This is a genomic window from Maribellus comscasis (assembly GCF_009762775.1).
Classification (GTDB): domain Bacteria; phylum Bacteroidota; class Bacteroidia; order Bacteroidales; family Prolixibacteraceae; genus Draconibacterium; species Draconibacterium comscasis.
In genome coordinates, this window is record NZ_CP046401.1 from 2,463,604 (window position 1) to 2,488,481 (window position 24,878).

Sequence of the window (24,878 nt, forward strand, 5' to 3'; positions counted from 1 at the left end):
AAAATCTAAGTGTAAAGTTCCTCAACTCTTTTTATATTTAAATCCACTCTTCTGAAAGTACATCTCCCCTGATACTGATAACCACTTCTTTAATTGGCACCTTGCGCGATGCGCTTTGCGCGGCTATCTGAATCATCTGCGATAATCCGCCACAGCAGGGAACTTCCATAATCACAACCGTTATTGTGTTAACCCGTGCATTATCAATTAGATGTGTAAGCTTTTGAATATAAATATCTTTACCATGATCCAGTTTCGGACAGGCAATTACGAGCTTTTTCCCTTTAATAAAATCGTTATGAAAATTACCATAGGCAAACCCGGCACAATCTGCCGCCACCAACAGATCGGCTCCCTGAAAATAAGATGCAGCCGGATTAATCAGATGCATTTGTACCGGCCATTGGGTTAATGCAGAAGGGATTTCAGTCTCCGGTGTTGCCATCTTCATTCCTGCAACATTAAACGTTTTCGATGCAGAACCGGCACAGCCACAACCGGCACCTTCCTGATGTTCATGCCTTTGTTCCTTATTTCCATGAAGAAGTTCGTGAACCTCGCGAATCTGAAACGGCATCCTTTCACGATTTGCCTTTATATAATTCAAAGCCTGATTCAGATACCCGGTTTCACCATGTTCCTGCAAATGCTTCAGGTGGGCAAAAACAGTCGCCTTTCCGCTTTTTATCATCTGAGCAATTACAACTTCCTCGTCATATTCATCGGCTTCACGTTTTTCAATTGTAATGGCGCCCTCCGGACAATGTCCGATACAGGCGCCAAGACCATCACACATCAACTCACTAACCAATCTCGCCTTCCCATCTATTATTTGTAGCGCTCCTTCATGACAGTTCGGCACACACTGGCCACAGCCGTTACAAAGTTCTTCGTCTATTTTTACAATCTCACGTAACATAGTTTTCTATTTTATACAACAAAAGTAGAGTGGTGGCGTTTCTGATTTTGTAACAATTGATACAAAATGCAACAATTAGCAGATTTCAGTTTAATTAGTCAATGCCCTGTTTTTCGCGGAATCTCAGAAAACGAAATCATGGAGTTATTAAATAAAATCCACTTTCAGATTAAAAGATTCAACAAAGAAGAAATAGTAGCTTATGCGGGAGACACGGTTCAGAATCTTTACATCTTGCTGTCAGGAAGTGTAAAAGGCGAAATGATCGATTACTCCGGGAAAACAATAAAAATTGAAGATGTAGAGGCATCAAAACCTTTGGCTTCTGCCTTTTTATTTGGGAAAGAAAATAAATTCCCTGTGACAGTAACCGCACTTGTCGATTTAAAAATACTGGCTATTCCGGTTCCTGAGTTTTTAAAAGTTCTTCAAATGAATACTCAGGTTTTAAAAAACTACCTGAACAGTATTTCAACGCGAACACAGTTTCTCTCGCAAAAATTACATTTCCTGAGCTTTAAAACCATTCGTGAAAAAGTAGCTCATTTTCTTTTAACAAGAGCTGAAGACAAATTTCATTCGATTGAATTAAAAAACACACAACAGCAACTGGCCGACCTTTTTGGTGTAACCCGTCCTTCTCTGGCCCGCATTTTTGGAGAAATGCAAAAGGAAGGACTTATAAAGATTGAACGGAAAACAGTTACTTTGCTCAACAAAGAAAAATTGAATGAATTACTGATAAATGGATAACAGGCTTATTTTTTACCCAATATTTAAACCGCACAAAAACCTGGTGGCCTTTACAACCGTAAAAAAAACGTTTGCCCACCCTGCCCCTAGATTTACAGGAGACACACCGGAAATATTTATCGAAAACCGGGAACAACTTGCTTCAATTCTGGAAATAAACCCCTCTCAATTGGTTTTCCCAAGGCAAACACATACCAGTTGTGTGGCAAAACTTTCAGAAAAACCTAAAAAAGAAATTAAAGAGACCGATGCTTTGCTGACCAATAGGAAAAATATTTGTTTGTGCGTGCAAACAGCAGATTGTGTACCTGTTTTACTTTTCGACCCGGTTGAAAATGTAATATCTGCAATTCATGCAGGTTGGCGGGGCACAGTTAATAAAATCGTTGAGGTTGCGGTTCAAAAGATGCAGGCAAATTACAAATCAAAACCTGAAAATATTTTGGCGGTCATTGGTCCGTCAATCGGCCCGGAAGTATATGAGGTAGGGAGAGAAGTAGTTGAAGCAGCGCAAAAGAACATCCCGCAATCTGAAAAAACCTTACACAAAAATTTAAACGGAAAATTCCATTTTAATTTATGGGAAGCCAACCGACTGCTTCTTCTATGCCATGGGTTAAAAACCAAAAATATTAGTATAGCAGAAGAATGCACTTTTACAAAAACTGAAAAATATTTTTCTGCCCGAAAAGAAGGTGTCGATACCGGAAGAATAGTTACCGGAATTATGCTAATCTAAATTGCAACTAAACAAAAGAAATATCTTTACTCTACCAATTTATATTCACAATGAAAAGATTTAACCGCAAACATTCGAAGGGAAAATACCTAATCGCCTTTTTGATTTACAACCTATTATTTTTAACAACTATTTATGCGCAGGAAGTTGTGTACTGGCAAGGAATATCAGTTAAAAATCCGGCAGCAATTGGAACACCCTCTGATTGGATTTTTGGAAACTACCTTTTTACCAACTTGAATAAACTTACTTCCGGCGACGAAAAAGGACCTACCGGATGGGCAATGGGAGCCGACTACCAAATTTCACCTGAAACAGGCTCAGTTGGTATGACGTATACTAACACCCAAATGGGTAAAGAGAAAGCAAATCAATTGGAAATGAGTTATGCATATTCATTCCCGTTTGAAAATGGAATTTTGAATGGTGGCCTCTCCTTCGGCTTGCAAAAATAGGAGAGTGAATTTACTCAATATCAGCTTTATAATCCTGATGATCCTTATGGTTATAGCTCAGACGGATATAGTTATGAATATAACTACAATTCAGTTGACTATTTTCAAGACATGACAAATAAACAGCTCAAAACCGGAATCGGATTATTTTACAATTCGCCAAAATTTGATATTGGACTTAGTACGGTGAGGTACTTTGAGTTGGAAGAAACCAATGCAACCGAAGCTTATAATTACAGCGTTGATTACACATCAAACTTTATTACAGTACTTGGAAATTATCGTTTTAATATTCAAAACAAACTTACAATTGAACCCAATATAATGGTCGATTTTTTTGAAGACTATACAGATTTTTATCCGGGAATATTTTTAAAGTTTGATGATTTTGTTTGGGCAGGATACAACAATATAAATATTAATGATTTGCACTCTCTATTCCTGGGATTTGATATTGCAAAAATGTTCAGAGTTGGTTACGCTTATGATTTCACTAAAATATTTAATGACAAAAGCCTAAACGTCCATGAATTTATTATAGGATTCCGGCTCGATGCCATCTAAAAAAATCTTAAAATCCTTGTCATATAATCCATTTTAGTTCAAAACAATTATCTTCGCAACAGTTAATTTTCCAGACTTTATTTTTGAAAGAAAAAAGTAGCAAATGAAGAAATATACCTTGTTTAACAACGCATTTGGCTGGATAAGTTTTGTTATCGCAGCCGTTGTTTATTTACTGACAATTGAACCCACAGTAAGCTTTTGGGATTGTGGTGAATTTATTACCACATCGTTTAAAATGGAAGTTGGTCACCCGCCCGGAGCACCATTTTTTATGATTCTGGGACGCTTTTTCACCTTGTTTGGGGGAGGTGCTCAAAATGCGGCAATCATGGTAAACGTAATGTCGGCTTTGGCCAGCGCATTTACAATCATGTTTTTGTTTTGGACGATTACCCATCTGGCAAAAAAACTTGTAAGGTCGGATGATGAACTTTCACTTGGACAAATAATAGCTATTGTTGCCAGTGGTTTTGTCGGTGCAATGGCTTATGCTTTTTCAGATACTTTTTGGTTTTCGGCAGTTGAAGGAGAGGTCTACGGGACTTCTTCATTAATGACAGCTATTGTATTTTGGGCAATTCTAAAATGGGAAAATGTGGCAGACCAACCGAATGCAAACCGATGGCTTATCCTTATTTCATATATTATCGGTCTTTCTGTTGGCGTTCACCTTTTAAACCTGCTCGCCATTCCTGCTATTGCTTTTGTCTATTATTTCAAAAAATACGATGTAACCCGAAACGGTTTAATTTATGCCGGTGTTGTATCATTCGTTTTACTAGCTGGAATCATGTACGGAATTATTCCGGGAGTAGTAACAATAGGCTCCTGGTTTGAGTTGCTGTTTGTAAACACCTTCGGACTTCCGTATCATTCAGGACTTCTGTTTTATATCACCGCTCTTGTGGCTGCCATGGCATTTGGAATCTATTATTCCTACAAAAAGCAAAGAGTGCTTTTGAATACGATATTAACCGGTGTCGCTGTCATTTTGTTAGGTTATTCTTCATTCGCACTTATTATTATTCGTTCGAATGCCAAACCTCCAATGGATCAAAATAGTCCTAATAATACGTTTTCTTTACTCAGCTACCTCAACAGAGAACAATATGGAGCGCGGCCATTACTTTACGGTCAGTACTTCAACTCTCCCTACGATTCCAGAGAGCGTTTTACCGATGGGAAACCTGTTTACTCACAAATTGATGGAAAATACGTTGTTACCTATCATAAGCCTGTCCCAAATTACGACGATAATTTTGAAACAATTTTCCCCCGAATGTGGAGTTCAATGGAAGAAACTCATGCGGAAGATTACCAAAAATGGGCAGATATAAAAGGAACGCGTATGCAATACAGAAATGAACGCGGAGAAATGGAAACGTTAATTAAACCTACATTTGGCGAAAATCTGAAATTCTTTTTCCGCTATCAGGTAAATTACATGTACTTCCGGTATTTTATGTGGAATTTTGCCGGTCGCCAAAACGATATTCAGGGCCATGGAAGTAAGATTTACGGAAACTGGTTAAGTGGGGTTAAGTTTATTGATGAAATGCGTTTAGGTGATCAGGATGATTTGCCAGCTCGTTTTGCAAACAATAAAGCGAGAAATACATATTACTTCTTTCCTTTAATTTTGGGTATTCTCGGCATTATTTATCAATACAAAAAAGGAAAGAAAGGCAAAGAAGGGCTGTGGCTTGTTTTTCTGTTGTTTTTTATGACCGGCCTTGCTATTGTAGTTTACCTGAACCAATACCCGCACCAACCCCGAGAACGGGATTACGCTTACGCCGGGTCGTTTTATGCATTTACTATTTGGATTGGGCTGGGTGTTTTGGCAATTTACGAAGCGCTAAAAAAATACATTCCCGAAAATATTTCTGCTGGAGTGGCAGGAGTTGCAACATTAATACTGGTCCCCGGAATTATGGCAGCCCAAAACTGGGACGATCATGACCGTTCAGGAAGATACACTGCCCGTGATCTGGGAGCAAACTACCTTAAAACATGTCAACCGGGAGGAATAATTTTTACAAACGGAGACAATGATACTTTCCCTCTCTGGTATAACCAGGACGTAGAAGGTGTCCGCACCGACGTAAGAGTATGTAACCTGAGCTATCTGCAAACCGACTGGTATATCGATCAGATGCAAAGAAAAGCCTATGATTCTGATCCGGTTCCGTTTTCCATGTCGCTTGACCAATATCGTCAGGGAACAAGAGATTTAATATATATTTTTGACAATCCAAGAATATCAAGAAAAACTGTCGGGCTTAAAGAAGCGATTAATTTTATTGCTGACGATAATCCTGCGACAAAACTTCAGCAGGCAGAAAACGCGGCTTATATTCCTAAAAAAATACTCACTTTTAAAATAGATAAAGAAGCGGTAATCAAAAACAATGTAGTTCGCCCTGAAGATTACGACAAGATCGTTGATACAATAACCATCGATCTATCCAACAGAAGTTATATTTCGAAGGATGAAATGATGATTCTTGATCTTCTGGCCACAAACAACTGGGAACGACCAATTTACTGGGCAATAACAGTGGGAAGCAGCAAGTATCTTAATCTTTACAATTATTTCCAGGTTGAAGGTTTTGCCTATCGTTTTGTACCAATAAAAGGAGAAAGCTCGCCGCAAACCATTCAGTATGGAAGAGTTGCAACGAATCTCATGTACGATAATTTAATGAACAAGTTTGAATACGGAAACATGAACGACCCGGATATATATATCGATGAGAACAATGCCCGGATGATGACCAACATAAGAAACTCCTTTAACCGCCTTGCCCGTGCATTGGTTGAGGAGGGGAAAAAAGACTCGGCAATTGCGGTTATCGACCGGAGTCTTGAATTAATTCCAAACGAAATTGTTCAATATGAATATTTTGCGATGGAACTTGCCGAAACCTATTTTGCTGCGGGTGCTTCCGAAAAGGGGAAAGAAATGGTTACAACAGCTTTTGATGTTTTTAACAACGAGTTGTCTTACTTTCTTTTGCTTGAACCGCAAATCAGAAACACCCAGGATGTAAATGAAGAAATTCAGAGAAATATTTTCTACCTCCAAAAAATGGAACGGATGGTAAGACTGGATGGTGATACAGAATTTTCAAAAAAGATTTCCGATACCATTCAGCTTTATTTCGAAAGATACAATGCAAGTTAATTTTGTATGATATTTTACCCAAAAATGCCAGATTGAAATCATTCGGTCTGGCATTTTTATTTTGTTAGCAGAAATAATTAAATTGCTGCAAAAATCATAAAATGGAAAAAATAACAGGCTCATCTCAAAACATTGTTGTTTTTGTTATCTACCTCGTTCTAATTATTTTAGCCATCGCATTAATATTGAAAAACGAAAAAAAGACACATCGTGTTCTCTGGCTGATGGTTGTAATTCTATTTCCCTATATCGGGTCGGTAATTTATCTTCTGAAATATCTCCTCACCAAAAGGAATAACTTATATCGCTAAGACAAAATCTTGGAACAAAAACTTTTCAGCGTCGCCTGATTAAATTGCTAAAAAGTTAACCTCTACACAACGTTGTTTTTTTGAATACGACTAAATAAAAACTTATCTTCACGAATAAATTTCAAAAATATTTTTCGATGAACATTTTGGTGATTGGTTCCGGAGGACGGGAACATGCGTTAGGATGGAAAATTAAACAAAGCGACAAAGTAGAAAACCTGTTTTTTGTTCCCGGGAACGCGGGAACATCTGAAATTGGAACAAATCTGGAAGGGAACGTTAGCGATTTCGCAGAAATAAAAAGTCTGATACTTGACAATCAAATCGACTTGGTCGTTGTTGGCCCGGAGGTTCCTCTTGTTGAAGGTATCCACGACTATTTTGCAAGTCAGCCGGAATTAAAAAACTTAAAAGTAGTTGGCCCAAAAAAAACGGGGGCGATGTTGGAAGGCAGCAAAGATTTTGCGAAAGATTTCATGCTGAAATATAACATTCCCACAGCAAAATACTTTACTGTTTCTCCCGGAAATATTAAAGAAGGTATCGCCTTCCTGAAAACAATGAAATCGCCTTATGTTTTGAAAGCTGACGGGCTGGCCGCCGGAAAAGGTGTGCTTATCATCGATTCGTTGGAGGAAGCTGAAAAATCGTTAAATGAAATGCTTGATGGCCAGTTTGGAGCGGCCAGTGCAAAAGTGGTCATCGAGGAATTTTTAAGTGGTGTAGAAGTATCGGTTTTTGTAATTACCGATGGAAAAAACTATAAAATTTTACCCGAAGCAAAAGATTACAAACGTATAGGAGAGGGAGACACCGGTCTCAACACTGGCGGAATGGGTGCAATTACACCGGTTCCATTTGCAACTCCCGAATTTATGGAGAAAGTTGAAAAAGGTATTATTCAGCCTACTGTTGATGGCCTTCAAAAAGAAAATATTGAATACAACGGCTTTATTTTTTTCGGGCTTATTAATGTAAATGGAGATCCTTATGTAATTGAATACAATGTCAGGATGGGTGACCCGGAAACAGAGGCGGTAATGTTGCGTGTAAAATCAGATTTTGTCGATTTACTGGAAGGTGCTGCAACCGGAACATTAAACAATAAAAATATTGAGATTGACACAAGAACTGCAGTAACTGTAATGCTCGTTTCAGGCGGCTATCCCGGAGGTTACAAAAAAGGAAAAATTATTTCGGGAACCGATAAAGCGGAAAACAGTATTGTTTTTCATGCGGGAACCAAAACCGACAACGGTAATGTGGTCACTGCAGGAGGTCGGGTTATCTCAATTAGTTCTTACGGCAACTCAATGCAAGAGGCCCTGGAAACTTCGTATAAAAATGCAGAAGTCATTTGCTTCGACAAAAAATATTACCGGAAAGATTTAGGTTTCGACCTATAACAAATGATACTAAGAATATTAAAATCAAACCGACCAGTAAATTACCTGCTAACAACTCTGTTTGGGCTCATTCTTTGGAGTGCGAGTCTGATGAAGCCATACCTGTACTCCTTTTACAACGGAGAAAGTAATAATATTCTTTACAAGCCTATCCATGAATTTTTGAAAAACAATTTAATTGCTGAAAGTATTATATCGCTTGTATTGGTGCTTCTGCTGGCTTTTCTTATCCAGTTGTTAAATACTCAGTATGCATTTATTCGGATAAGAACAATGTTACCGGCACCACTTTTTGTTTTGATAATAGGTGGTTTAACCGACATACACACCTTGCATCCGGTATATTTTGCGGCTATTTTTTTACTGTTGGCCATTTACCGTCTATTTAGCGCCTTCGATGTTCAGCGTCCTTACTCAGCAGCTTTCGATTCCGGCTTTTTCCTTGGGGTTGGTGCTTTGTTCTATTTCGACATTATTTTGCTTTTTCCTGCCTTTCTTGCCGGAACAGCTATTTTAAGCAGAGAATCAAACTGGAGAAATTTTACAATCAATATTATCGGATTATTGCTGCCATTCTTCTTTGCTCTCAGCTATGGTGTTTTTACCGAACAGCTTATGGAACTTCTCAAAACATTTGAGCAAAACATCATTTCCGTCAATAATCATTTTAAAATGAATTTGTACCTGCAATTTTTTCTTGCTTTTCTTATTTTGTTTACTGTTCTGGGTTCTGCAAAGCTTATTCAGCAATATGATACGAAAAAAGTTAGCTCAAGAAAATATTTTAATGTATTGCTTCTCATCTTTCTGTTTTCATTGGCAGGATTTATTCTTGTTCCTCCTGTTTCGCAGGAAATGCTTGTAATATTAGCGATACCGATTTGTTTTCTGGTAACCAATTTTTTTGTTTTTCTGAAAAGCAGGTTTTGGGGTGAGTTTCTGATTTACTTACTGATAGGGATTGTCTTTTCCCTGCAAATAACAGCATTTTAAGATGGACAATTCAAAACCAACTTTAGCAATTTACGGAATACAGGATCGTGAAAACCATAAATTCCCGTTTTATGTTCACGACCATAACCTTGCTCTCATGCAAGATGGAAAAGTTCTTCATTTTTTGCAACAGGAAAGAATTTCGCGAAGGAAACGCGACAATACGCTTTATATCCATTTAAAATCAATTCTGAAAGAAAAGAAACTTTTGGGAAAAGATTACGATATCGTCTTTGTTGATAATGTTGTTGGCCGTGCTTTTTTAACTCAAAACGGAGATGCGCGTTTTGAAGCTCCGTTAAAGGAGTTTCTTGCCTACGAACCTGAACCAGGCAGATGCTGGTGGTTTGGTAAAGAAAAAAAAGCCTACATTTTAAATCACGAACTGGCACATATGTTTTCTTGCCTTCCGTTTTTTGGAAATTTTAAAGACAACAGCCTGCTTGTACATTTTGACGGCGGAGCCAGCCTGAGCAATTTCTCGGCTTGTACTTTCAACAAAGGAATTCTAAAATGGGAGGAGTATCACTGGGATTTAAAACCTTACAGTACAATTTATAATGCCAATGCGCTCGTTTTTTCAATAATCGGCGCAAAGCTGGCGGAACAAAATTCTGTTCCCGGAAAATTTATGGGTTTTGCCGGCTGGGGGACTTACCTTCCCGAACTTGAGAAATGGCTTATTGAAAATGATCTGTTTCAGGACATTTGGGGGAAAACTTCAATTTTTTTTGAAAAAGTACTTATCGACTGGGGAATTGAGTTAAAATCTTTTGATCAGAATTCAAAATTTATTCGTAACACAGCAGCCACCTTACAGCAAATATTTGTAAAAAAGATTCTTAGGAAACTCCAGAAATTAAAAGAAAGAACCGGCGCTGAAAACTTGTACTACACCGGAGGTTCTGCTTTAAATATTGTTGCTAACACCGCGATTATTAAAAGCAATCTTTTTCGCAATGTATACATTCCCCCCTGCACTGAAGATTCAGGTCTCGCGTTGGGCGCAGCAGCCTTTGCTGAATGGATAAAACATGGGAAAATTTCACCTCATTCTGCTTTTTTAAACAATTGGGGAATTGAAAATTGCGACACCTTCATTTCTGAAGAAACCATTCAAACAGTAGCAAAGGAAATTGCCAAAAGCAAAATCGTTGGAGTTTGCAACGGATTTGGAGAAGCCGGTCCGCGGGCTCTTGGAAACCGCAGTATTCTGGCTCTGCCCGATTCAAAAAAACTGGCAAAAAAAATTAGTGTAGAAAAAAAAGAACGGGAATGGTACCGGCCTCTTGCCCCGGTCGCGCTGGAGAAAAACACAAAATACTTTACCGGCGAAAATGTCATCCATCAACTTTCAAAATACATGCTCCTCGATTTTAAAGTACTTCCCGAAAAACACGATGAAATTGCAGGTATAATCCATGCAGATGGCACGGCGCGCTTTCAAACCGTTTTTGAAAAAAATGATAACCCTTTTTTATATCAACTATTAAAATATATGGATGAAATTTATGGCGTGAAAGCGCTTATAAACACATCGTTTAATTCAAAGGGAGAACCCATTGTTCATACCGAAGAAGATGCCTTTGACTCTGCGCAGAAAATGCAACTTGATGGATTGGTTATTAACGGAAAATTTCAAAAACTTTAACACATTCAAAAAGAGACTAAAAAACCTGGTTTAAAAACTATTACTATTTTTGCATCTTTCAAAACTGCACATTAATGGCTGTAATATTAAACATAGAAACTTCAACCGAGGTTTGTTCGGTTGCGCTGGGAAAAAACGGTGAGTTACTTTTTGAAAAGGAGAGCCGTGAAGGATTAAATCACTCAGAATTACTTACGGTTTTTATCGAAGAGCTTTTTGCAGAAAACAATTTCAACATTAAAGATATCGATGCAGTTGCAGTTAGTAAAGGGCCGGGCTCTTACACAGGTTTACGAATTGGTGTTTCCGTAGCAAAAGGATTGTGTTATGCTCTTGATAAACCTCTTGTCTCAGTTGGTTCGTTGGATTCAATGGCTGTTTTCACCGCTCAGAATATCGGGAGTTTTTTTGAAGGAAATAACGACGAAGATTTATTATTCTGTCCGATGATAGACGCCAGAAGAATGGAGGTTTTCACCGCCTTGTACGAAAGCTCGGGTAAAACAGTCCAAACAGTATCTGCCCAAATTATCGATGAGAATTCATTTTCAGAGGAACTAAAGGAAAACAAAATATTGTTTTTTGGCAACGGAGCTCAAAAATGCAGAGAACACCTCTCCCATCCAAACGCCTTGTTTAACGGGCCTCTGAAGACTTCGGCACGGTTTATGCTTTTTTTAACAGAAAAAAAGTACAACAAAAAGGAATTTGAAGACGTTGCATATTTCGAACCATTTTATTTAAAAAATTTTGTAGCAACCATTCCGAAGAATAAAATTTTAAAATGAAAAAATTCATCATCATATTACTCTCATTTCTGTTTCTCCTGCCACAGGCATTTGCATCGAAAGAAGAAATAAAATTTAATTTGAAATTTGGTTTTGTAAAAGGAGGAGAAGCTAAATTGATTATTTCGGATACTTCTTTTAACGGTGAAAAGGCAATCCACTATTTTTTGGTAGGTAAAACAACCGGGCTGACGGACAAACTTTTTGGAGTGAACGATGTGTATGAAACTACTGTTGATGCACAAACACGTCTCCCTTTAAAATCTATCCGAAATATAAAAGAGGGCAAATACAGGTGGTACAATGAAACACTTTTTTATCACGATATTGACTCACTTAACAGCCAAAAATCGGGTTGGCGTGAAGCTCCTGAAAACCTGGTCGATATTATATCAGTATTTTTCTATTTTATCAACCAACACTTGTTTGAAGAAATTGAAGTGGGTCACACCGTAACGCTTCCAACCTTTCATGCCGATAAAATTGATGATGTTACCGTCAAATACCTTGGAGAAGACCGGGTAGAAACTGACATGGGAAAAATTGACTGCTTTGTGCTTGCCCCGGTGGTTGACAAAGGAAAACTGCTCAAACGTTCCGATGGTCTGAAATTTTTTATTTCCAAAGAAACCAAAATGCCTGTACTTCTTGAATTCGACATGAAAGTAGGTGCACTTCGGGCAATATTAAAAAGCTATAAAATAGACGGTGTTGAACAGGTTACCAAATAAGCGGAATAAAAAAACATCCTAAAAATTTGCAGAAAGGATTGATTTTTAATCGATTTGTTTATTTTTGCACCGATTTTAAAAGATTATTCAAATGGCTACAACAGCAGATTTCAGAAACGGTTTATGTTTCAAATTCAAAGGTGATATTTATACAATAGTTTCATTCCTTCACGTAAAACCAGGGAAAGGCCCTGCTTTTGTTCGTACAAAACTCAAAAATGTAAAAACCGGAAGGGTTATTGAAAATACATTTTCTTCAGGTGTAAAAGTTGAGGATGTGCGTGTTGAGCGTCGTCAATATCAATATTTGTATCGCGATGACATGGGACTAAATGTAATGAATACCGAAACTTTTGAGCAAATTTCCATTCCTGAATCAATGGTAGAAAACAATGACCTGATGAAAGAAGGCGAAATTATTGAAATTCAATTTCAGGCAGATGAAGAAATGCCTTTAACTGCAGAAATGCCTGAAAAAGTGGAATTAAAAATTACACAAACCATTGAAGGAGAAAAAGGAAATACCGCCAGCTCCACTGCGTTAAAACCAGCAACTGTTGAAACCGGCGCTGAAATTATGGTTCCGATGTTTATAAACGAAGGAGATGTAATTAAGGTAAACACAAGCGACCGCGCATACAGTGAAAGAGTAAAACAGTAAAAGTTTACTATACATATTTTAATCCGGTCTGTTTAGGCCGGATTTTTTTGTGCCTGTTTTCCTCCCGGGCTTAAAAATAGATCGATCGAAACAATCATCGCGGTAAAGCCCCAAAAAGGAACTGAAAGCTTATCTGTGTCGAGAAAATTATTCAGAAAACCATGGATATAATAAGTTACCAAAGCCACAAGCGCGGTTAATACGATTTGTTTCAGGCGAATGTCGGTAAGCCGTGAATATGTTTTAACAGCCGTATAAATTACCGTTCCGATGATAAGTAAAAACGTTAATAGTCCTAAAACTCCTGATTCAGCAAGAGGCCCAAGATACTCGCTGTGCGCGTTTCCCCCGTCGGCAGAATTGGTACTGATAATTGTTCTGTCTCTATTCAACTGGTAGGGCGCATATTGAAACATATACGTGCCGGGACCATAACCCAAAACAGGCTTGTCAGCAAACATTCGAATGGCGCAACTCCAGCGGTTTATCCGTTCAAGGTTTGAAGCATCGGAGGTAATATTGGTCATCGAATTTATGTGGGTCATAAAATTGGCCGACGATTGTTCTGTATTTTGTTCCAGCTTCATAAATACCTGATTCTGAAATAAAATAAAAAGTGTAATTAATGATACAAAAGTTATTAAAATCGTACGAAACCTGATTTTCAGTTTAATGATTCCCCACACTCCCAGAGCAATAACCATACTCAGCCAGGCTGCGCGACTGTATGAAAGAATAAAACCAAGCAATAAAATTCCAAAAAATACAATAGAAATAATCCTCACTTCTTTTGAATAGTTTTTCCTTAACGCAAAAAGAGCTAAAAATGGCAGGTAAATAGCCAAAACAGCTCCGTAAGAAGTATGGTCGTTGTAAAACGGAGAAACCACAAAATGCGCGGCCTGTTTGTCCCACAAACCATAACCCAAATGCCGGAAAGTGGAATAAAATACTACAATCGACAGGGAAACGATATACAACCAAACATAACGTTCAATATTTTTCCCTTCGCTAAATATTTTTATTGCAAAAAAATACAAACCCACTATAAACCATATTCTCGACAAGAAAAATTTAAATGAAACCAGCGGCATGGTGCTCGTTATACTGGTTAATAAAATCCATAACAGATTTGCAGCTATCGCCAGTGAAACCGGATGGAACAAAATTCTCCGATCAAAACTTCTTTCATGGAGAACTTTTAAAATAAATAAAACCAGAACTCCGAATAATAAGGGTTCTGTAGGTAAATACATGTCAAAACTAAAACCGGGAACAATCTCATGAAGAGGCAGTGAAAGCGGAGCAAAAAAGGCAATAAGGAATACGATTTTATCAAAAGAAAAAATGGCCAGCAACAAAATGCAAAAAACAACAGGCAAGGCATTGGCTACCAGCATATCTTTTTTCACCACAAACCATAAATTCAAAAGAACAAACGCAATTGAAATGATGTAAAAAAGCGAAATTCTTATGGCCTGGTTCCGAATCACCATTACTGTTTTTTACGGTAATCGAGTAGTAAGAAAACCAATAACGAGAAGAAAACCGCTGAGATAGTAGTAAATGCCACAATAAGCCATCGAACCGGATACGATTTTTTATCTGCAGGAACCGGATATTCAACTACATGACAATATGTTATCTCTTTCTCGTATTCGTTGTAATATAGCTCGTATTGCGCGGTTAAAGAATCAATAGCCATTTCCAAATTCTCCATTCTCGATTCCACCCATCGCGCTTTGGTTCCCTCCTTTTCAAAATTAGAATACAACTCTTCAATTTTTTTTGTGTCGCTGGCAGAGCCTCTTCCTGCAGCCAGGGCATTCATATAACCGCGTGTAAGTTCAGGTGTTTGTGTTTTAAAATCGAGGATACCGTAATTATTCTTTAACGTGTCGAGCACCAACATCAAAGAATCCAGCTCGTTATATTTTCTGTCGAGCCACTTTTTTGAAATATCAACCATCTCTTTGTTTTTGATGCGCTGCATTTCTTCTACTTTTTTGTTGTAGAAATAAATTATAGAATCACACATATCGGAAGCCCGTTGGGGATCATAATCAAGCACCTGAATTTCAGCTGTTTCGTACTCTGTTTTTCCTGCTTTTACATTGGTATTGTAAATATCAAGCATATAAGTAAGGTAATGCGGATCTTCCGGATTAATTTTATATACTTTATCGAGCTGAAAAACATCAAACATTTTTAGTTTAATGTCTCTTGAGTTTACCACTTCGAGCATTTGCTCGGTTTCCGACTCGTTGCTTAGCACCCAAATATTGGTCGGATAAATGCGGGCTGTAGACTTATATTTTGGTTTTATAAACTTCGGGCCGGAAAAAACGGCTGACAAAGCAACGGCAACCAGCCCTACAATTACAAAATGAAATTTGCGTTTCCAGATTAAGTTAAGGATACGCTGATTATCAAAAAAATCATTCATGTGAAGTGGTTTAAATTTGATCGCACTATTTCAACGAAACAGAACGATTTTTAGTATTTCCGATTATTTTTTTGATGGTTATTGTACGATGATCAAATAATAATTCTTTTTCCCTTTCTGCGCGAGAATGTATTTCCCACCAATCAGAAAATCCTTGTTTACTGTCAAATCAGGATCAGAAACCTTTTCTTTGTTAACACTCAGTCCATTTCCTTTAATGGTTCTTCTCAATTCACCCTTCGAAGGAAAAATTTCTGTCTTGTCAGCCAATAGATCGATCACATTTACACCAGTTTCAATTTCTGATTTTGCCACCGTAAACTGCGGAACACCTTCAAAAACCGAAAGGAAAGTACTTTCATTCAATTTACGCAGCTGCTCAGCTGTTCCTTTTCCAAATAATATTTGAGAAGCTTCAACCGCCATTTCGTAATCATCTTTTGAATGCACCATGGTTGTAACTTCCTCTGCCAGTTTTTTCTGAAGAATACGGGCATGGGGTGCTTCGCGGTGCTGTTCAATTAAAGAATTGATTTCATCGGACGGCAAAAGTGTAAACACTTTAATGTAACGTTCTGCATCTTCATCAGAAGTATTTAACCAAAACTGAAAAAAGGAATATGGCGATGTTCGCTCCGGATCGAGCCAAACATTTCCACCCTCTGTTTTCCCAAATTTGCTGCCATCAGCTTTTGTAATAAGAGGAATTGTGAGGGCAAAGGCTTCGCCTCCTGCTTTACGCCGAATCAGTTCGGTTCCGGTTGTGATGTTCCCCCACTGGTCGGAACCACCCATTTGGAGTTTACAGTTCAAATTTTCATACAGCCACAAAAAATCGTAGCCTTGCACAAGCTGGTAAGTAAACTCCGTAAACGACATTCCTGTTTTTGATTCGGCACTCAAACGTTTTTTTACCGAATCTTTTGCCATCATATAATTAACAGTGATATGTTTTCCAACGTCGCGAATAAATTCAAGAAATGAAAACGTTTTCATCCAGTCGTAATTATTCACCATTACAGCTTCATTTTCTGCACCGGAATCAAAATCGAGAAATTTTGAAAGTTGTTTTTTTATCCCCTCCAGATTTTTATTCAGAATCTCTTCATTCAACAGGTTTCTTTCCTGCGATTTTCCCGAAGGATCGCCGATCATTCCTGTTGCACCACCAACCAGGGCTACCGGTTTATGGCCCGCCAACTGGAATCTTTTGAGCAACATGATTTGAGCAAAACTCCCCACATGTAATGAATCCGCAGTTGGATCGAAACCAATGTAGGCAGCGGTCATTTCTTTCTTTAATTGTTCATCTGTTCCCGGCATCATATCGTGTAACATGCCCCGCCACTGGAGATCTTCAACAAAATTCATGAAAATATTTTTTTAAAAATTTGCGCAAAGATATAAAATGCTGGCTGTTATTCTGATGGTTTGTACAGAAAAACGGAAGTTCTTCGCAAAATCACACCAGACTTAAAGCATTCATAAAAACAATTCCTACCACAATCCAGAATACGGTATTGTATATCATCGAAATTCCAAGAAATTTAACCAGCACCTTACCCAAATTCTGACCATAGAATTTTTTTAAAGCCACAATAAAATAAACCGGAAAAGCCAAAAAAAACAGAAAGGTTATTTTTCCTGGAAAATTACTAAACAACATATTCAACAGAATAATTAAAAAGAAGTCGATAAAAAGAAAAGAGTGTAAATGAATAGAAAATATGAGATGCCGGATATAATTTTGATTACGACGGATGTAAAACAACTTTAAAATAAGAGCAAAAACAGGCAACAAAAAGAAAAATGCCCACGACATATATTTCAGGACTTTAGCCCAGGCATCTTCAGGCGATCTGCACATTCGAATATACTCCCTGTACCGCGCCTGTTTTTTCAGGCCGGTTTCTTCACCTAATTTATTCTCAAAATAAACTGCGAGTTTTTCCAGCAACTGCCGGCTACTTTCAGAGTGCCCGGAAAGTCCACTGTTTATACCTGAAATTATATTATTTGCCTTGGTCGAATCAATTCCCGGAGTTTCATTTAATTCAGCAATCAAAGAGTCGGCAACAAGCATTGATACTGAATCCAATCCAACACCATCTTTATTGTTTAGTGATGAATCGAGAATTTTTGTTAAACCGCGATTCGAGTATATCTGAAGAACAAAAAACAGAATAAAACTTACAAAAATAAAAATACGAAAAGGCGGCGCATACCTCACTCGTTTGCCTTCAAAAAAATCAGCAGTAAGCCTTCCCGGAAAAAACAACAGCCTGTAAAAAGTTTTAAAAAAACGCGTGTCAAACGAAAAAAAATCGCCTACAAAGTTAAAAAACACAAACGAAAAAGGTCGGTCAAATTCTTTAACTGCCTGACCACAATCGGGACAATAGTGTCCACTAAATTCATTTCCGCAATTTTTACAGGTAACATCTTGATAAATCGCTTCCTGCCCCTTTTTTTTAAACCACTTTCTATAATCTGGCCACTTTTTCATTATCATATTTTTCAGAATTCTCCCGGTCATCCCAAATATTTAGAAAAGGGAATATTGAAGGAGCGAAACTTCGTATTGGCTCGTATAGTCGTGACTCTGCTTTTGCTTCCCTGGAAAGGATTTCAATATCGTCGTCAACTTTATCGAAAACGACAAGAATAATGCTTAAAATCAGAGCCGACTTCAAAATCCCAAAAACGAGTCCTGCGAGGCGGTTAACAAATCCAAGCATTACTGTGTCAACCAGTTTATTTACTACATTCCCGACTATGTGAACTAAAATTACAATTACCACAAATGTTACTACAAACGATATAATGTTCAGATGTTCGGTTTGCAGGTTAAAATTATCAATCAAAAACTCTGATGTTATATCGGAGAATTCAATGGCTCCCCAAATTCCCAGAATTAATGCAGCAAGCGAAGCCAACTCTGCAATTAAACCTTTTCGGAAACCACCAATTGCAGAAAATAGAAGCAATAATCCTAATATAATATCGATATAGTTCATTTTGGTTATTAATTAATGGTTGTAAAAATATGAATTCGGTGCAATTAAAAAAAAATAAAACTCCGGAGAATACTCCAAACGACCCAAACACTTCACTGAGAATCAGAGCATAAATCCCAAAACACTTCAGAATATGAACGATTTACTATCCAAAATATTTTTTCCCTGACAGTGAATAATAATATATATTTACACTTGAATTTGAAAATTGAAAACAGACAAATGCCTTTACTCAATTCTGTAATCTCCTGGTTTAATATCAAAAGGATATACCAGATCCAATTATACCGGGAACATCCCATCGAGATTCAAAATGAATCTCTTTTTAGTCTGCTAAACAGCGCCAAACGCACCGAGTGGGGCAAAAATCATTCATTTTCCGAGATTTCTTCTATTAAGGAATTTCAACAGGCAGTTCCCCTCCAGACATATAACGACGTAAAACCATATATTAACAGGTTACGCGAAGGTGAGAAGGATTTACTTTGGCCCGGAGAGGTGAAATGGTTTGCCAAATCATCGGGGACAACCAGCGACAAAAGCAAATTTATTCCCGTAACAAAAGATGCACTGGAGGACTGTCACTTGTTAGGTCCGCGCGATGTTTTTGCACTCTATATCAGAAACTACCCGGAAACAAAAGTTTTATTTGGAAAAACACTTATTTTGGGTGGAAGCCATCGTATAAATAATTTAAGCAACAACTCTTATTACGGCGATCTTTCAGCTATTTTAATCGAAAATGTTCCTTTTTGGACTGACTTTATCCGGATTCCTCCGGCAGAAATCGCATTAATTGAAGAGTTTGAAGAAAAAATTGAAAAAATAATTGAAACTACTCTCGACCAGAATGTAACATCGTTCGCCGGAGTTCCGTCGTGGTATCTGGTGTTAATGAAACGTGTTTTGGAAAAAACAGGTAAAAACAATATCCTCGAAGTTTGGCCCAACCTGGAAGTATTTTCCCATGGAGGAGTTAATTTTGAACCCTACCGGGAACAATATAAAAAGCTGATTCCTTCTGAAAACATGCATTATATGGAAACCTACAATGCATCGGAAGGTTTTTTTGGAATCCAGGATAATCCGCATCGCGACGACATGCTGCTCATGCTCGATTATGGTGTATTTTATGAATTTATTCCAATGAAAGACTGGGGAAAGGAAAATCCACGTGTACTGCCACTGGAAGAAGTTGAGCTAAATGAAAATTATGCGATGGTAATTTCGACCAATGCCGGGCTTTGGAGGTACATTATTGGCGACACTGTAAAATTTACCTGTAAATACCCCTTTAAATTTAAAATTACAGGGCGCACCAAACATTTTATTAATGCTTTTGGCGAGGAGGTTATAATAGACAATGCGGAGAATGCGTTAAAAATAGCCTGTAATCATACCGGTGCTATTGTCAACGAATATACTGCTGGTCCGGTATTTATGGATGATAACCAAAAAGGAGCCCACCAATGGATTATTGAATTTGAAAAAGAACCTGATGAACTGGAACATTTTATTAACGTTTTAGATAACTCCTTACAAACCCTAAATTCCGATTACGAAGCCAAACGCCATAAAAACATGACACTGGAAAGGCTCCATTTAAATGTGGCCCCACCGGGAACTTTTTATCGGTGGATGAAAAACCGGGGGAAAGTTGGGGGACAAAACAAAATACCCCGGCTCTCAAACGACAGGAGATATCTGGATGGACTTTTAAAATTAATTCAGAAATAAAACCAGAATTTTGTACTTTAGAAATCAAAACTTTTAATCATATGCATATTGCTGTAGCTGGAAATATCGGAGCCGGAAAAACAACATTGAGTGAGTTACTGGCCAAACATTACAAATGGACACCTCATTACGAAGATGTAGACGAAAATCCATATCTGAATGATTTTTATAACGACATGCAACGCTGGTCGTTCAACCTTCAGATTTATTTCCTGAATTCACGTTTTAAACAAATTATTGATATACGGAAATCAGGAAAAACCATTATCCAGGACAGAACGATTTATGAAGATGCGGAAATTTTCGCGCCCAACCTGCACAGCATGGGTTTAATGAGTACCCGCGACTTTACGAATTACAAAACATTATTTGATTTGATGGTGAGTCTGATTCAGCCACCCGATTTGCTCATTTATCTTCGGGCATCAATCCCGACACTCGTTAACCAAATTCAAAAACGCGGACGCGAATACGAAAATTCAATCCGCCTCGACTATCTGAAACAGCTAAACGAGCGTTATGAAACCTGGATAAAAAGCTACACTATGGCGAAGCTTTTGGTAGTGAACGTCGATGATCTCGATTTTACTGTAAATCCGGAAGATTTAAGTTTTATAATCGACAAAATCGACGCTCAAATCCACGGGCTTTTTTAATTCATTTCCCGAATTTTTTTGTTGATTTCATCCCAGGTTGCGTCAGGAAGGTTTGGTCCCCAAACCTCAACAACTTTACCGGCAACCATCGAAGCAATATTTCCGCATTTCTCCAGCGGAAATCCCTGGGTTAATCCGTATAAAAATCCGGCGGCGTAACTGTCTCCGGCACCGGTTGTATCAATTGCTTTTGCCGGAATACCATGAATTTTAATCTTTTCATTCCCCTTTTTTACAAATGAGCCTTCCTTGCCTACTTTTACAACCGCCAGGTCGCATATTTCTGCAATTTCTTCCAATGCTTCCTCCGGTGATTTTCCGGTTAAAGCAAGTGCTTCTTCTTCGTTTGCAAAAACAATATCAACCTTGTCAGTAATCAGTTCTTTTAGAAAATCCAGATTGGCTTCAACAACATTATAACTCGCTAAATCAATTGCAGTAGTCAAACCTTGCGCTTTAGCCATTTCAAATCCCGTTTTTATCAAATCATGATTTTGTACAAGATAACCTTCCATATAAAAATAGCGATACCCTTTTAACAAGGAAGAATCCAAGTCAGACGGCAATAATTCAGCAGCAGCTCCCAAATAAGTAGCCATAGTTCTTTCAGAATCTTTACTGATAAGTCCCATCACTCTTCCTGTATCTTTTTCGCTCAAAGCCATGTGGGTTTTTATTCCTTTTTTGGTAAACTCATCTTTAAAGATTTTCCCCAGCTCATCATCACCTGTTTTCCCAATGTATCCTCCATTTCCGCCCAATGACGCAAGACAGCGCATTGTGTTGGCAGCGGACCCACCGTTTGTAACTTCTTTTTTATTATTTAATGTAGCGTTAAAAATATTCTGGGAGAGTTCGGCATCCACCAAAGTCATACTACCTCGCGGTAATCCAAAAGTCTGTAGTAAAGAATCGTCCTCAACTTGTGTAATAATATCCATTAATGCATTCCCAATACCAAGCACTGCCGGCGTGTTGTTTGATTTAATCATAAATTTCGTTTTTCAGAATTTTTTGTAAAAATATTTTTTCTTTTCGGAAAAGCTATTATTTTTGCATCGCTTTAAGAAAAACAAAAGAGTTTTTTAAAAGTTGAAATAAATTCCCTAGTAGCTCAGTTGGTTAGAGCGGCGGACTGTTAATCCGTAGGTCGTAGGTTCAAGTCCTACCTGGGGAGCCAGTACAAAAAGACAAAAACTGTCAAATGGTGAAAAACCGTGTAAGTCAGATACTTGCACGGTTTTTTATTTTTTGGTGAATGCCATAAAAAGACCCAAAAATGCCACTTTTAGGCCCGTTTTGGTTACAATTTGGTTACAGAAGAAATTTTAAAGTTTCCTGTAACCATTTCGAAAGTCTTCATAAGTCTCTGGATTGTCGCATTTTGACTTCGCTCAAGTAGCTCATTAAAATTAGTTTAAACACCTAAAATTTAGCATTATGAGTTACAGATTTAAGATTTTCTTCTATGCACGCAAAAACTACGTTGACGTAAACGGAGAAATAAGCGTAATGATCAGGTTGATGCTGGACGGTCAGAAGGCCCAGTTTAGCTCGCATTTGAAGGTTGATCCGGCCCTTTGGGATTCAAAATTAAACATAGTAAAAGGTGATTCAACAACAGCCGTTTTAATCAACGAAAAACTCCGTGAAATTAGGATGGAGTTGAACCTACACTACAAGGAATTAAAACAACAGGGTATCTATTTTACGGTTGACAAAATAAAGGATGCCTATCTCGGGGTAAAGTCTAAAGTACAAATGTTGCTGGTTGTTTTCCGGGAACACAACGAAGAGTTAAAACTTCGGATCGTATGCATCATCAGCGTTTCAATTTGATAAGCAAGAGAGTCGGATGGCATTTTTTGCAACAAATACTCATGTCTTCCATTTGGATCATCCACCCAACTGTTGCTACCATCGGCATGTGCGATAAACTTTCCTTTTTGCACATCAAAATAAGGGTTAATTCCACGCGCTGCTACCAAAACGGCTGTCTGATCCCAACTTCTTCTTCCATTTTTGTCGTATTCTCTTTTGGGAATACTAATGGCATACACTTTCCTTACAGGACTTTCCGGTGCTCCATCTTTAATGAGTCTTAATCCTGTAAGAACCTCAACACCTATTTCAAATCCGCTAAACACTACTTTCCCCGGCCAGTTTTCAATTACATATACCGATGAAGCTGAATCTTTCATTACATTGTATTCCTTTCCTTCCGGAAATTTGCCGGCCATTGCCACCCACAATTTTACTTTCTTCGCCACCAAGTCTTTTCCGTTTAAGGGTGAAAACGAGTCGGGGCCAGACAACAACAAATTTTTCAGGTTGGTTAAAAAACCGACGGTCACTACTGTTACACTTGTGTCAGGCTGTTCGGCCAGTATTTTACGGTAAACACCAACGGCATCAGGGGCATCAGAAGTTTTTTGATACCGGTGCGGGTAATTTGCCGACAAAGAATCGGACCAATGCAGCTCTCCGCAATCCTGTGCTACACCTTCAGTTTTTGGAGCCCCGACCGGAAGATTTGGACGCCCAAAATAAGTATTTATGACATCGATACTTGGAACAACTAACGGACTTACATTTGAAGCTATGGTTGCCAGTATTTCTATTTCATCATTATCGGCCAGGGCATGTATCATTGCCAGGGCGCCAACATCATCATAATCACCACCAATATCAGTATCAAAAATTATGTGTGGTTTCTGAAATTTATTTTCCGCCTGTTTTAAGCTCTTTTCTTTTGAATTACATCCCTGAATTAAAATAGCAGCAATAAAAAAAGAGAGGATAAAACTTGCACTGGTTTTTGTGTAGCTCATCTTTTTTGAATCAGATCTTTTGATGCTATTTTTGTGAACAGATCCCTGAAAATAGCATCGCGGTTTAATTCATTCGCCATACGGATAAAATGCCTCCCGTGATCAACGCTGTATGTTACCTGGTCAGTTAAAACGGGACTATGTACCAGGTTGGTTGAAATCCATGATGAATTAACCAGCCATGCTACAGCCGTCACATCCCAGATCACTTTTGACCATGCTTCTTTCCCGTGACTGTATTCAACTACAATGTTGTACAAATAATCCGATAGTTCGTTCTTCCCTTCAAGGTAATATTTCAATTCAGGAATTGTTGTATGAAAATGCGAAACCACAGGCCGGCATGGCATAATTACAAATGGTACTCCTGAGTTTAAAACCACCTGTGCAGCCAATACATCCTGTTTCAGATTGAATTCTTTTTGATGCGGCCAGTTCAATCCGTTTCCCCCCAGCCACACAACTACAATGTTTTTAATAATTTTGGGTTCTATCAATATAGCCGACGCAATATTTGTTATACAACCAACCGGTACCACGTATAAAGGATCGTCGGGAGAACTCGCCATTGCCTTTTTTACCAAATCAAGTGCGGCATCGCTCCTCATTGGTTGATTTACATCCTGCAAATAGTTGTCTGAGCCACGAAAAGCAAAACCTTCAGGCGATTTCCCCATAAGCTTTAACAAACGAAGTATTTCCTGGTAGCTCTTTTCCATTCCATCTCCCGGCCCGTTAGAGCGGCCATTGTGAAATGGAGCTGCATAAACAGCCTGAAGATCTATCTTTTCTTTTGATAAATAGGCATACGCCAACGCAAATTGGTCATCCACCTCGTTGTAAGTATCGGTATCCAAAATCATTCTTACTTTCCCGTTAGGTGGAGTTAATTGTTGCAAACGGAAAGGCTTCTTCCAACTTTGGAAAATTCTGACAACTTGCAATCAATTTTAGTACTATAAAAGAGTTTAATAAAAAATATTTCCTCATTTGATTTTATAAAAAATAATTTCTAATTCACGTATTGAAC

General features: G+C 38.1%; 24 protein-coding genes and 1 tRNA gene. 16 read left to right on the forward strand and 9 right to left on the reverse strand.

The genetic code is table 11. The features are described 5' to 3' along the window. Positions 1 to 37: 37 nt before the first annotated feature. Complete coding sequence (locus GM418_RS09795; RefSeq protein WP_158865561.1) at positions 38 to 919, reverse strand: ATP-binding protein; 882 nt, start codon at positions 917 to 919, stop codon at positions 38 to 40. A 66-nt stretch (positions 920 to 985) separates the two neighbouring features. Here GM418_RS09795 and GM418_RS09800 point away from each other — a divergent pair, with 66 nt between their 5' ends. The 12 genes from GM418_RS09800 to efp all read left to right on the forward strand — a co-directional run bounded on the left by GM418_RS09800 (position 986) and on the right by efp (position 13,161). After that, on the forward strand, positions 986 to 1,672 hold the full coding sequence (locus GM418_RS09800; RefSeq protein ID WP_158865563.1) for a Crp/Fnr family transcriptional regulator: 687 nt from the start codon (positions 986 to 988) through the stop codon (positions 1,670 to 1,672). Then, entirely contained in the window at positions 1,665 to 2,411 is a 747-nt protein-coding gene (pgeF, locus tag GM418_RS09805) for a peptidoglycan editing factor PgeF (protein ID WP_158865565.1), read from the forward strand. The genes GM418_RS09800 and pgeF overlap by 8 nt, the downstream gene beginning before the upstream one ends. Positions 2,412 to 2,461: 50 nt before the next feature. Further along, positions 2,462 to 2,866, forward strand: a complete 405-nt coding sequence (locus tag GM418_RS09810; RefSeq protein ID WP_158865567.1) for a hypothetical protein — start codon at positions 2,462 to 2,464, stop codon at positions 2,864 to 2,866. 111 nt (positions 2,867 to 2,977) lie between these two features. Then, positions 2,978 to 3,430, forward strand: a complete 453-nt coding sequence (locus GM418_RS09815; RefSeq protein ID WP_158865569.1) for a type IX secretion system membrane protein PorP/SprF — start codon at positions 2,978 to 2,980, stop codon at positions 3,428 to 3,430. Positions 3,431 to 3,533: 103 nt separating this feature from the next. Continuing rightward, the gene (locus GM418_RS09820; protein ID WP_158865571.1) at positions 3,534 to 6,620 is read left to right on the forward strand and encodes a DUF2723 domain-containing protein; all 3,087 of its coding nucleotides are present in this window, start codon (positions 3,534 to 3,536) and stop codon (positions 6,618 to 6,620) included. Between the two features lie 101 nt (positions 6,621 to 6,721). Then, positions 6,722 to 6,931, forward strand: a complete 210-nt coding sequence (locus tag GM418_RS09825; protein ID WP_158865573.1) for a PLDc N-terminal domain-containing protein — start codon at positions 6,722 to 6,724, stop codon at positions 6,929 to 6,931. Between the two features lie 137 nt (positions 6,932 to 7,068). Next, positions 7,069 to 8,337 (forward strand): phosphoribosylamine--glycine ligase, encoded by a 1,269-nt coding sequence (purD, locus tag GM418_RS09830; protein WP_158865575.1) that lies wholly within the window; start codon positions 7,069 to 7,071, stop codon positions 8,335 to 8,337. 3 nt (positions 8,338 to 8,340) lie between these two features. After that, positions 8,341 to 9,330, forward strand: coding sequence for a DUF6427 family protein (locus tag GM418_RS09835; protein ID WP_158865577.1), 990 nt, complete (start codon positions 8,341 to 8,343; stop codon positions 9,328 to 9,330). A 1-nt stretch (position 9,331) separates the two neighbouring features. Beyond that, positions 9,332 to 10,981 carry a carbamoyltransferase C-terminal domain-containing protein gene (locus tag GM418_RS09840; RefSeq protein WP_158865579.1) on the forward strand — a complete coding sequence of 550 codons (1,650 nt, stop codon included), beginning with the start codon at positions 9,332 to 9,334 and terminating at the stop codon, positions 10,979 to 10,981. A 74-nt stretch (positions 10,982 to 11,055) separates the two neighbouring features. Beyond that, positions 11,056 to 11,769 carry a tRNA (adenosine(37)-N6)-threonylcarbamoyltransferase complex dimerization subunit type 1 TsaB gene (gene tsaB / locus GM418_RS09845; RefSeq protein ID WP_158865581.1) on the forward strand — a complete coding sequence of 238 codons (714 nt, stop codon included), beginning with the start codon at positions 11,056 to 11,058 and terminating at the stop codon, positions 11,767 to 11,769. Then, on the forward strand, positions 11,766 to 12,500 hold the full coding sequence (locus GM418_RS09850; RefSeq protein ID WP_158865583.1) for a DUF3108 domain-containing protein: 735 nt from the start codon (positions 11,766 to 11,768) through the stop codon (positions 12,498 to 12,500). Before tsaB ends, GM418_RS09850 begins: the two co-directional genes overlap by 4 nt. Before the next feature lie 91 nt (positions 12,501 to 12,591). Next, complete coding sequence (gene efp / locus GM418_RS09855) at positions 12,592 to 13,161, forward strand: elongation factor P (protein ID WP_158865585.1); 570 nt, start codon at positions 12,592 to 12,594, stop codon at positions 13,159 to 13,161. Between the two features lie 32 nt (positions 13,162 to 13,193). Here efp and GM418_RS09860 read toward each other — a convergent pair whose 3' ends face one another. From GM418_RS09860 to GM418_RS09880, 5 genes are all read right to left on the reverse strand, one after another. After that, on the reverse strand, positions 13,194 to 14,657 hold the full coding sequence (locus GM418_RS09860; RefSeq protein ID WP_158865587.1) for an O-antigen ligase family protein: 1,464 nt from the start codon (positions 14,655 to 14,657) through the stop codon (positions 13,194 to 13,196). Next, on the reverse strand, positions 14,657 to 15,607 hold the full coding sequence (locus GM418_RS09865; RefSeq protein ID WP_158865589.1) for a Wzz/FepE/Etk N-terminal domain-containing protein: 951 nt from the start codon (positions 15,605 to 15,607) through the stop codon (positions 14,657 to 14,659). Before GM418_RS09865 ends, GM418_RS09860 begins: the two co-directional genes overlap by 1 nt. A gap of 78 nt (positions 15,608 to 15,685) precedes the next feature. After that, a complete protein-coding gene (gene tyrS, locus GM418_RS09870; protein ID WP_158865591.1) occupies positions 15,686 to 16,978 on the reverse strand; it encodes a tyrosine--tRNA ligase in 1,293 nt (430 codons plus the stop codon). Between the two features lie 91 nt (positions 16,979 to 17,069). Next, positions 17,070 to 18,113 (reverse strand): DUF3667 domain-containing protein, encoded by a 1,044-nt coding sequence (locus GM418_RS09875; RefSeq protein WP_158865593.1) that lies wholly within the window; start codon positions 18,111 to 18,113, stop codon positions 17,070 to 17,072. Beyond that, on the reverse strand, positions 18,091 to 18,624 hold the full coding sequence (locus GM418_RS09880) for a CvpA family protein (protein ID WP_158865595.1): 534 nt from the start codon (positions 18,622 to 18,624) through the stop codon (positions 18,091 to 18,093). The genes GM418_RS09875 and GM418_RS09880 overlap by 23 nt, the downstream gene beginning before the upstream one ends. A 222-nt stretch (positions 18,625 to 18,846) precedes the next feature. Here GM418_RS09880 and GM418_RS09885 point away from each other — a divergent pair, with 222 nt between their 5' ends. Both GM418_RS09885 and GM418_RS09890 read left to right on the forward strand, forming a co-directional pair. Beyond that, positions 18,847 to 20,361 carry a GH3 auxin-responsive promoter family protein gene (locus tag GM418_RS09885; protein ID WP_158865597.1) on the forward strand — a complete coding sequence of 505 codons (1,515 nt, stop codon included), beginning with the start codon at positions 18,847 to 18,849 and terminating at the stop codon, positions 20,359 to 20,361. A gap of 41 nt (positions 20,362 to 20,402) precedes the next feature. Next, complete coding sequence (locus GM418_RS09890) at positions 20,403 to 21,017, forward strand: deoxynucleoside kinase (RefSeq protein WP_158865599.1); 615 nt, start codon at positions 20,403 to 20,405, stop codon at positions 21,015 to 21,017. Here GM418_RS09890 and GM418_RS09895 read toward each other — a convergent pair. After that, positions 21,014 to 22,009: an adenosine kinase gene (locus tag GM418_RS09895; RefSeq protein WP_158865601.1), complete on the reverse strand. Its 996-nt coding sequence runs from the start codon at positions 22,007 to 22,009 to the stop codon at positions 21,014 to 21,016. The genes GM418_RS09890 and GM418_RS09895 overlap by 4 nt on opposite strands. Before the next feature lie 111 nt (positions 22,010 to 22,120). On the opposite strand from GM418_RS09895, the gene GM418_RS09900 reads away from it, so the two are divergent. Both GM418_RS09900 and GM418_RS09905 read left to right on the forward strand, forming a co-directional pair. Continuing rightward, positions 22,121 to 22,197, forward strand: a tRNA-Asn gene (locus GM418_RS09900). Positions 22,198 to 22,457: 260 nt separating this feature from the next. Then, on the forward strand, positions 22,458 to 22,856 hold the full coding sequence (locus GM418_RS09905) for an Arm DNA-binding domain-containing protein (protein WP_158865603.1): 399 nt from the start codon (positions 22,458 to 22,460) through the stop codon (positions 22,854 to 22,856). Here the strand turns inward: GM418_RS09905 and GM418_RS09910 are convergent. After that, positions 22,751 to 23,848: a nucleoside hydrolase gene (locus GM418_RS09910; protein WP_158865605.1), complete on the reverse strand. Its 1,098-nt coding sequence runs from the start codon at positions 23,846 to 23,848 to the stop codon at positions 22,751 to 22,753. The genes GM418_RS09905 and GM418_RS09910 overlap by 106 nt on opposite strands. Continuing rightward, positions 23,845 to 24,747: a nucleoside hydrolase gene (locus GM418_RS09915; RefSeq protein WP_217447754.1), complete on the reverse strand. Its 903-nt coding sequence runs from the start codon at positions 24,745 to 24,747 to the stop codon at positions 23,845 to 23,847. The genes GM418_RS09910 and GM418_RS09915 overlap by 4 nt, the downstream gene beginning before the upstream one ends. Positions 24,748 to 24,878 lie beyond the last annotated feature (131 nt).

What these genes read in the sequence shown, in the direction of transcription:
- GM418_RS09795 (WP_158865561.1), bottom strand. Translation starts at nt 919, where the DNA reads ATGTTACGTGAGATTGTAAAAATAGACGAAGAACTTTGTAACGGCTGT.
- GM418_RS09800 (WP_158865563.1), top strand. Translation starts at nt 986, where the DNA reads ATGCAACAATTAGCAGATTTCAGTTTAATTAGTCAATGCCCTGTTTTT.
- GM418_RS09910 (WP_158865605.1), bottom strand. Translation starts at nt 23,848, where the DNA reads ATGAGCTACACAAAAACCAGTGCAAGTTTTATCCTCTCTTTTTTTATT.
- GM418_RS09825 (WP_158865573.1), top strand. Translation starts at nt 6,722, where the DNA reads ATGGAAAAAATAACAGGCTCATCTCAAAACATTGTTGTTTTTGTTATC.
- pgeF (WP_158865565.1), top strand. Translation starts at nt 1,665, where the DNA reads ATGGATAACAGGCTTATTTTTTACCCAATATTTAAACCGCACAAAAAC.
- efp (WP_158865585.1), top strand. Translation starts at nt 12,592, where the DNA reads ATGGCTACAACAGCAGATTTCAGAAACGGTTTATGTTTCAAATTCAAA.
- tyrS (WP_158865591.1), bottom strand. Translation starts at nt 16,978, where the DNA reads ATGAATTTTGTTGAAGATCTCCAGTGGCGGGGCATGTTACACGATATG.
- GM418_RS09885 (WP_158865597.1), top strand. Translation starts at nt 18,847, where the DNA reads ATGCCTTTACTCAATTCTGTAATCTCCTGGTTTAATATCAAAAGGATA.
- GM418_RS09840 (WP_158865579.1), top strand. Translation starts at nt 9,332, where the DNA reads ATGGACAATTCAAAACCAACTTTAGCAATTTACGGAATACAGGATCGT.
- GM418_RS09850 (WP_158865583.1), top strand. Translation starts at nt 11,766, where the DNA reads ATGAAAAAATTCATCATCATATTACTCTCATTTCTGTTTCTCCTGCCA.
- tsaB (WP_158865581.1), top strand. Translation starts at nt 11,056, where the DNA reads ATGGCTGTAATATTAAACATAGAAACTTCAACCGAGGTTTGTTCGGTT.
- purD (WP_158865575.1), top strand. Translation starts at nt 7,069, where the DNA reads ATGAACATTTTGGTGATTGGTTCCGGAGGACGGGAACATGCGTTAGGA.
- GM418_RS09835 (WP_158865577.1), top strand. Translation starts at nt 8,341, where the DNA reads ATGATACTAAGAATATTAAAATCAAACCGACCAGTAAATTACCTGCTA.
- GM418_RS09865 (WP_158865589.1), bottom strand. Translation starts at nt 15,607, where the DNA reads ATGAATGATTTTTTTGATAATCAGCGTATCCTTAACTTAATCTGGAAA.
- GM418_RS09860 (WP_158865587.1), bottom strand. Translation starts at nt 14,657, where the DNA reads ATGGTGATTCGGAACCAGGCCATAAGAATTTCGCTTTTTTACATCATT.
- GM418_RS09905 (WP_158865603.1), top strand. Translation starts at nt 22,458, where the DNA reads ATGAGTTACAGATTTAAGATTTTCTTCTATGCACGCAAAAACTACGTT.
- GM418_RS09875 (WP_158865593.1), bottom strand. Translation starts at nt 18,113, where the DNA reads ATGAAAAAGTGGCCAGATTATAGAAAGTGGTTTAAAAAAAAGGGGCAG.
- GM418_RS09815 (WP_158865569.1), top strand. Translation starts at nt 2,978, where the DNA reads ATGACAAATAAACAGCTCAAAACCGGAATCGGATTATTTTACAATTCG.
- GM418_RS09895 (WP_158865601.1), bottom strand. Translation starts at nt 22,009, where the DNA reads ATGATTAAATCAAACAACACGCCGGCAGTGCTTGGTATTGGGAATGCA.
- GM418_RS09810 (WP_158865567.1), top strand. Translation starts at nt 2,462, where the DNA reads ATGAAAAGATTTAACCGCAAACATTCGAAGGGAAAATACCTAATCGCC.
- GM418_RS09820 (WP_158865571.1), top strand. Translation starts at nt 3,534, where the DNA reads ATGAAGAAATATACCTTGTTTAACAACGCATTTGGCTGGATAAGTTTT.
- GM418_RS09880 (WP_158865595.1), bottom strand. Translation starts at nt 18,624, where the DNA reads ATGAACTATATCGATATTATATTAGGATTATTGCTTCTATTTTCTGCA.
- GM418_RS09890 (WP_158865599.1), top strand. Translation starts at nt 20,403, where the DNA reads ATGCATATTGCTGTAGCTGGAAATATCGGAGCCGGAAAAACAACATTG.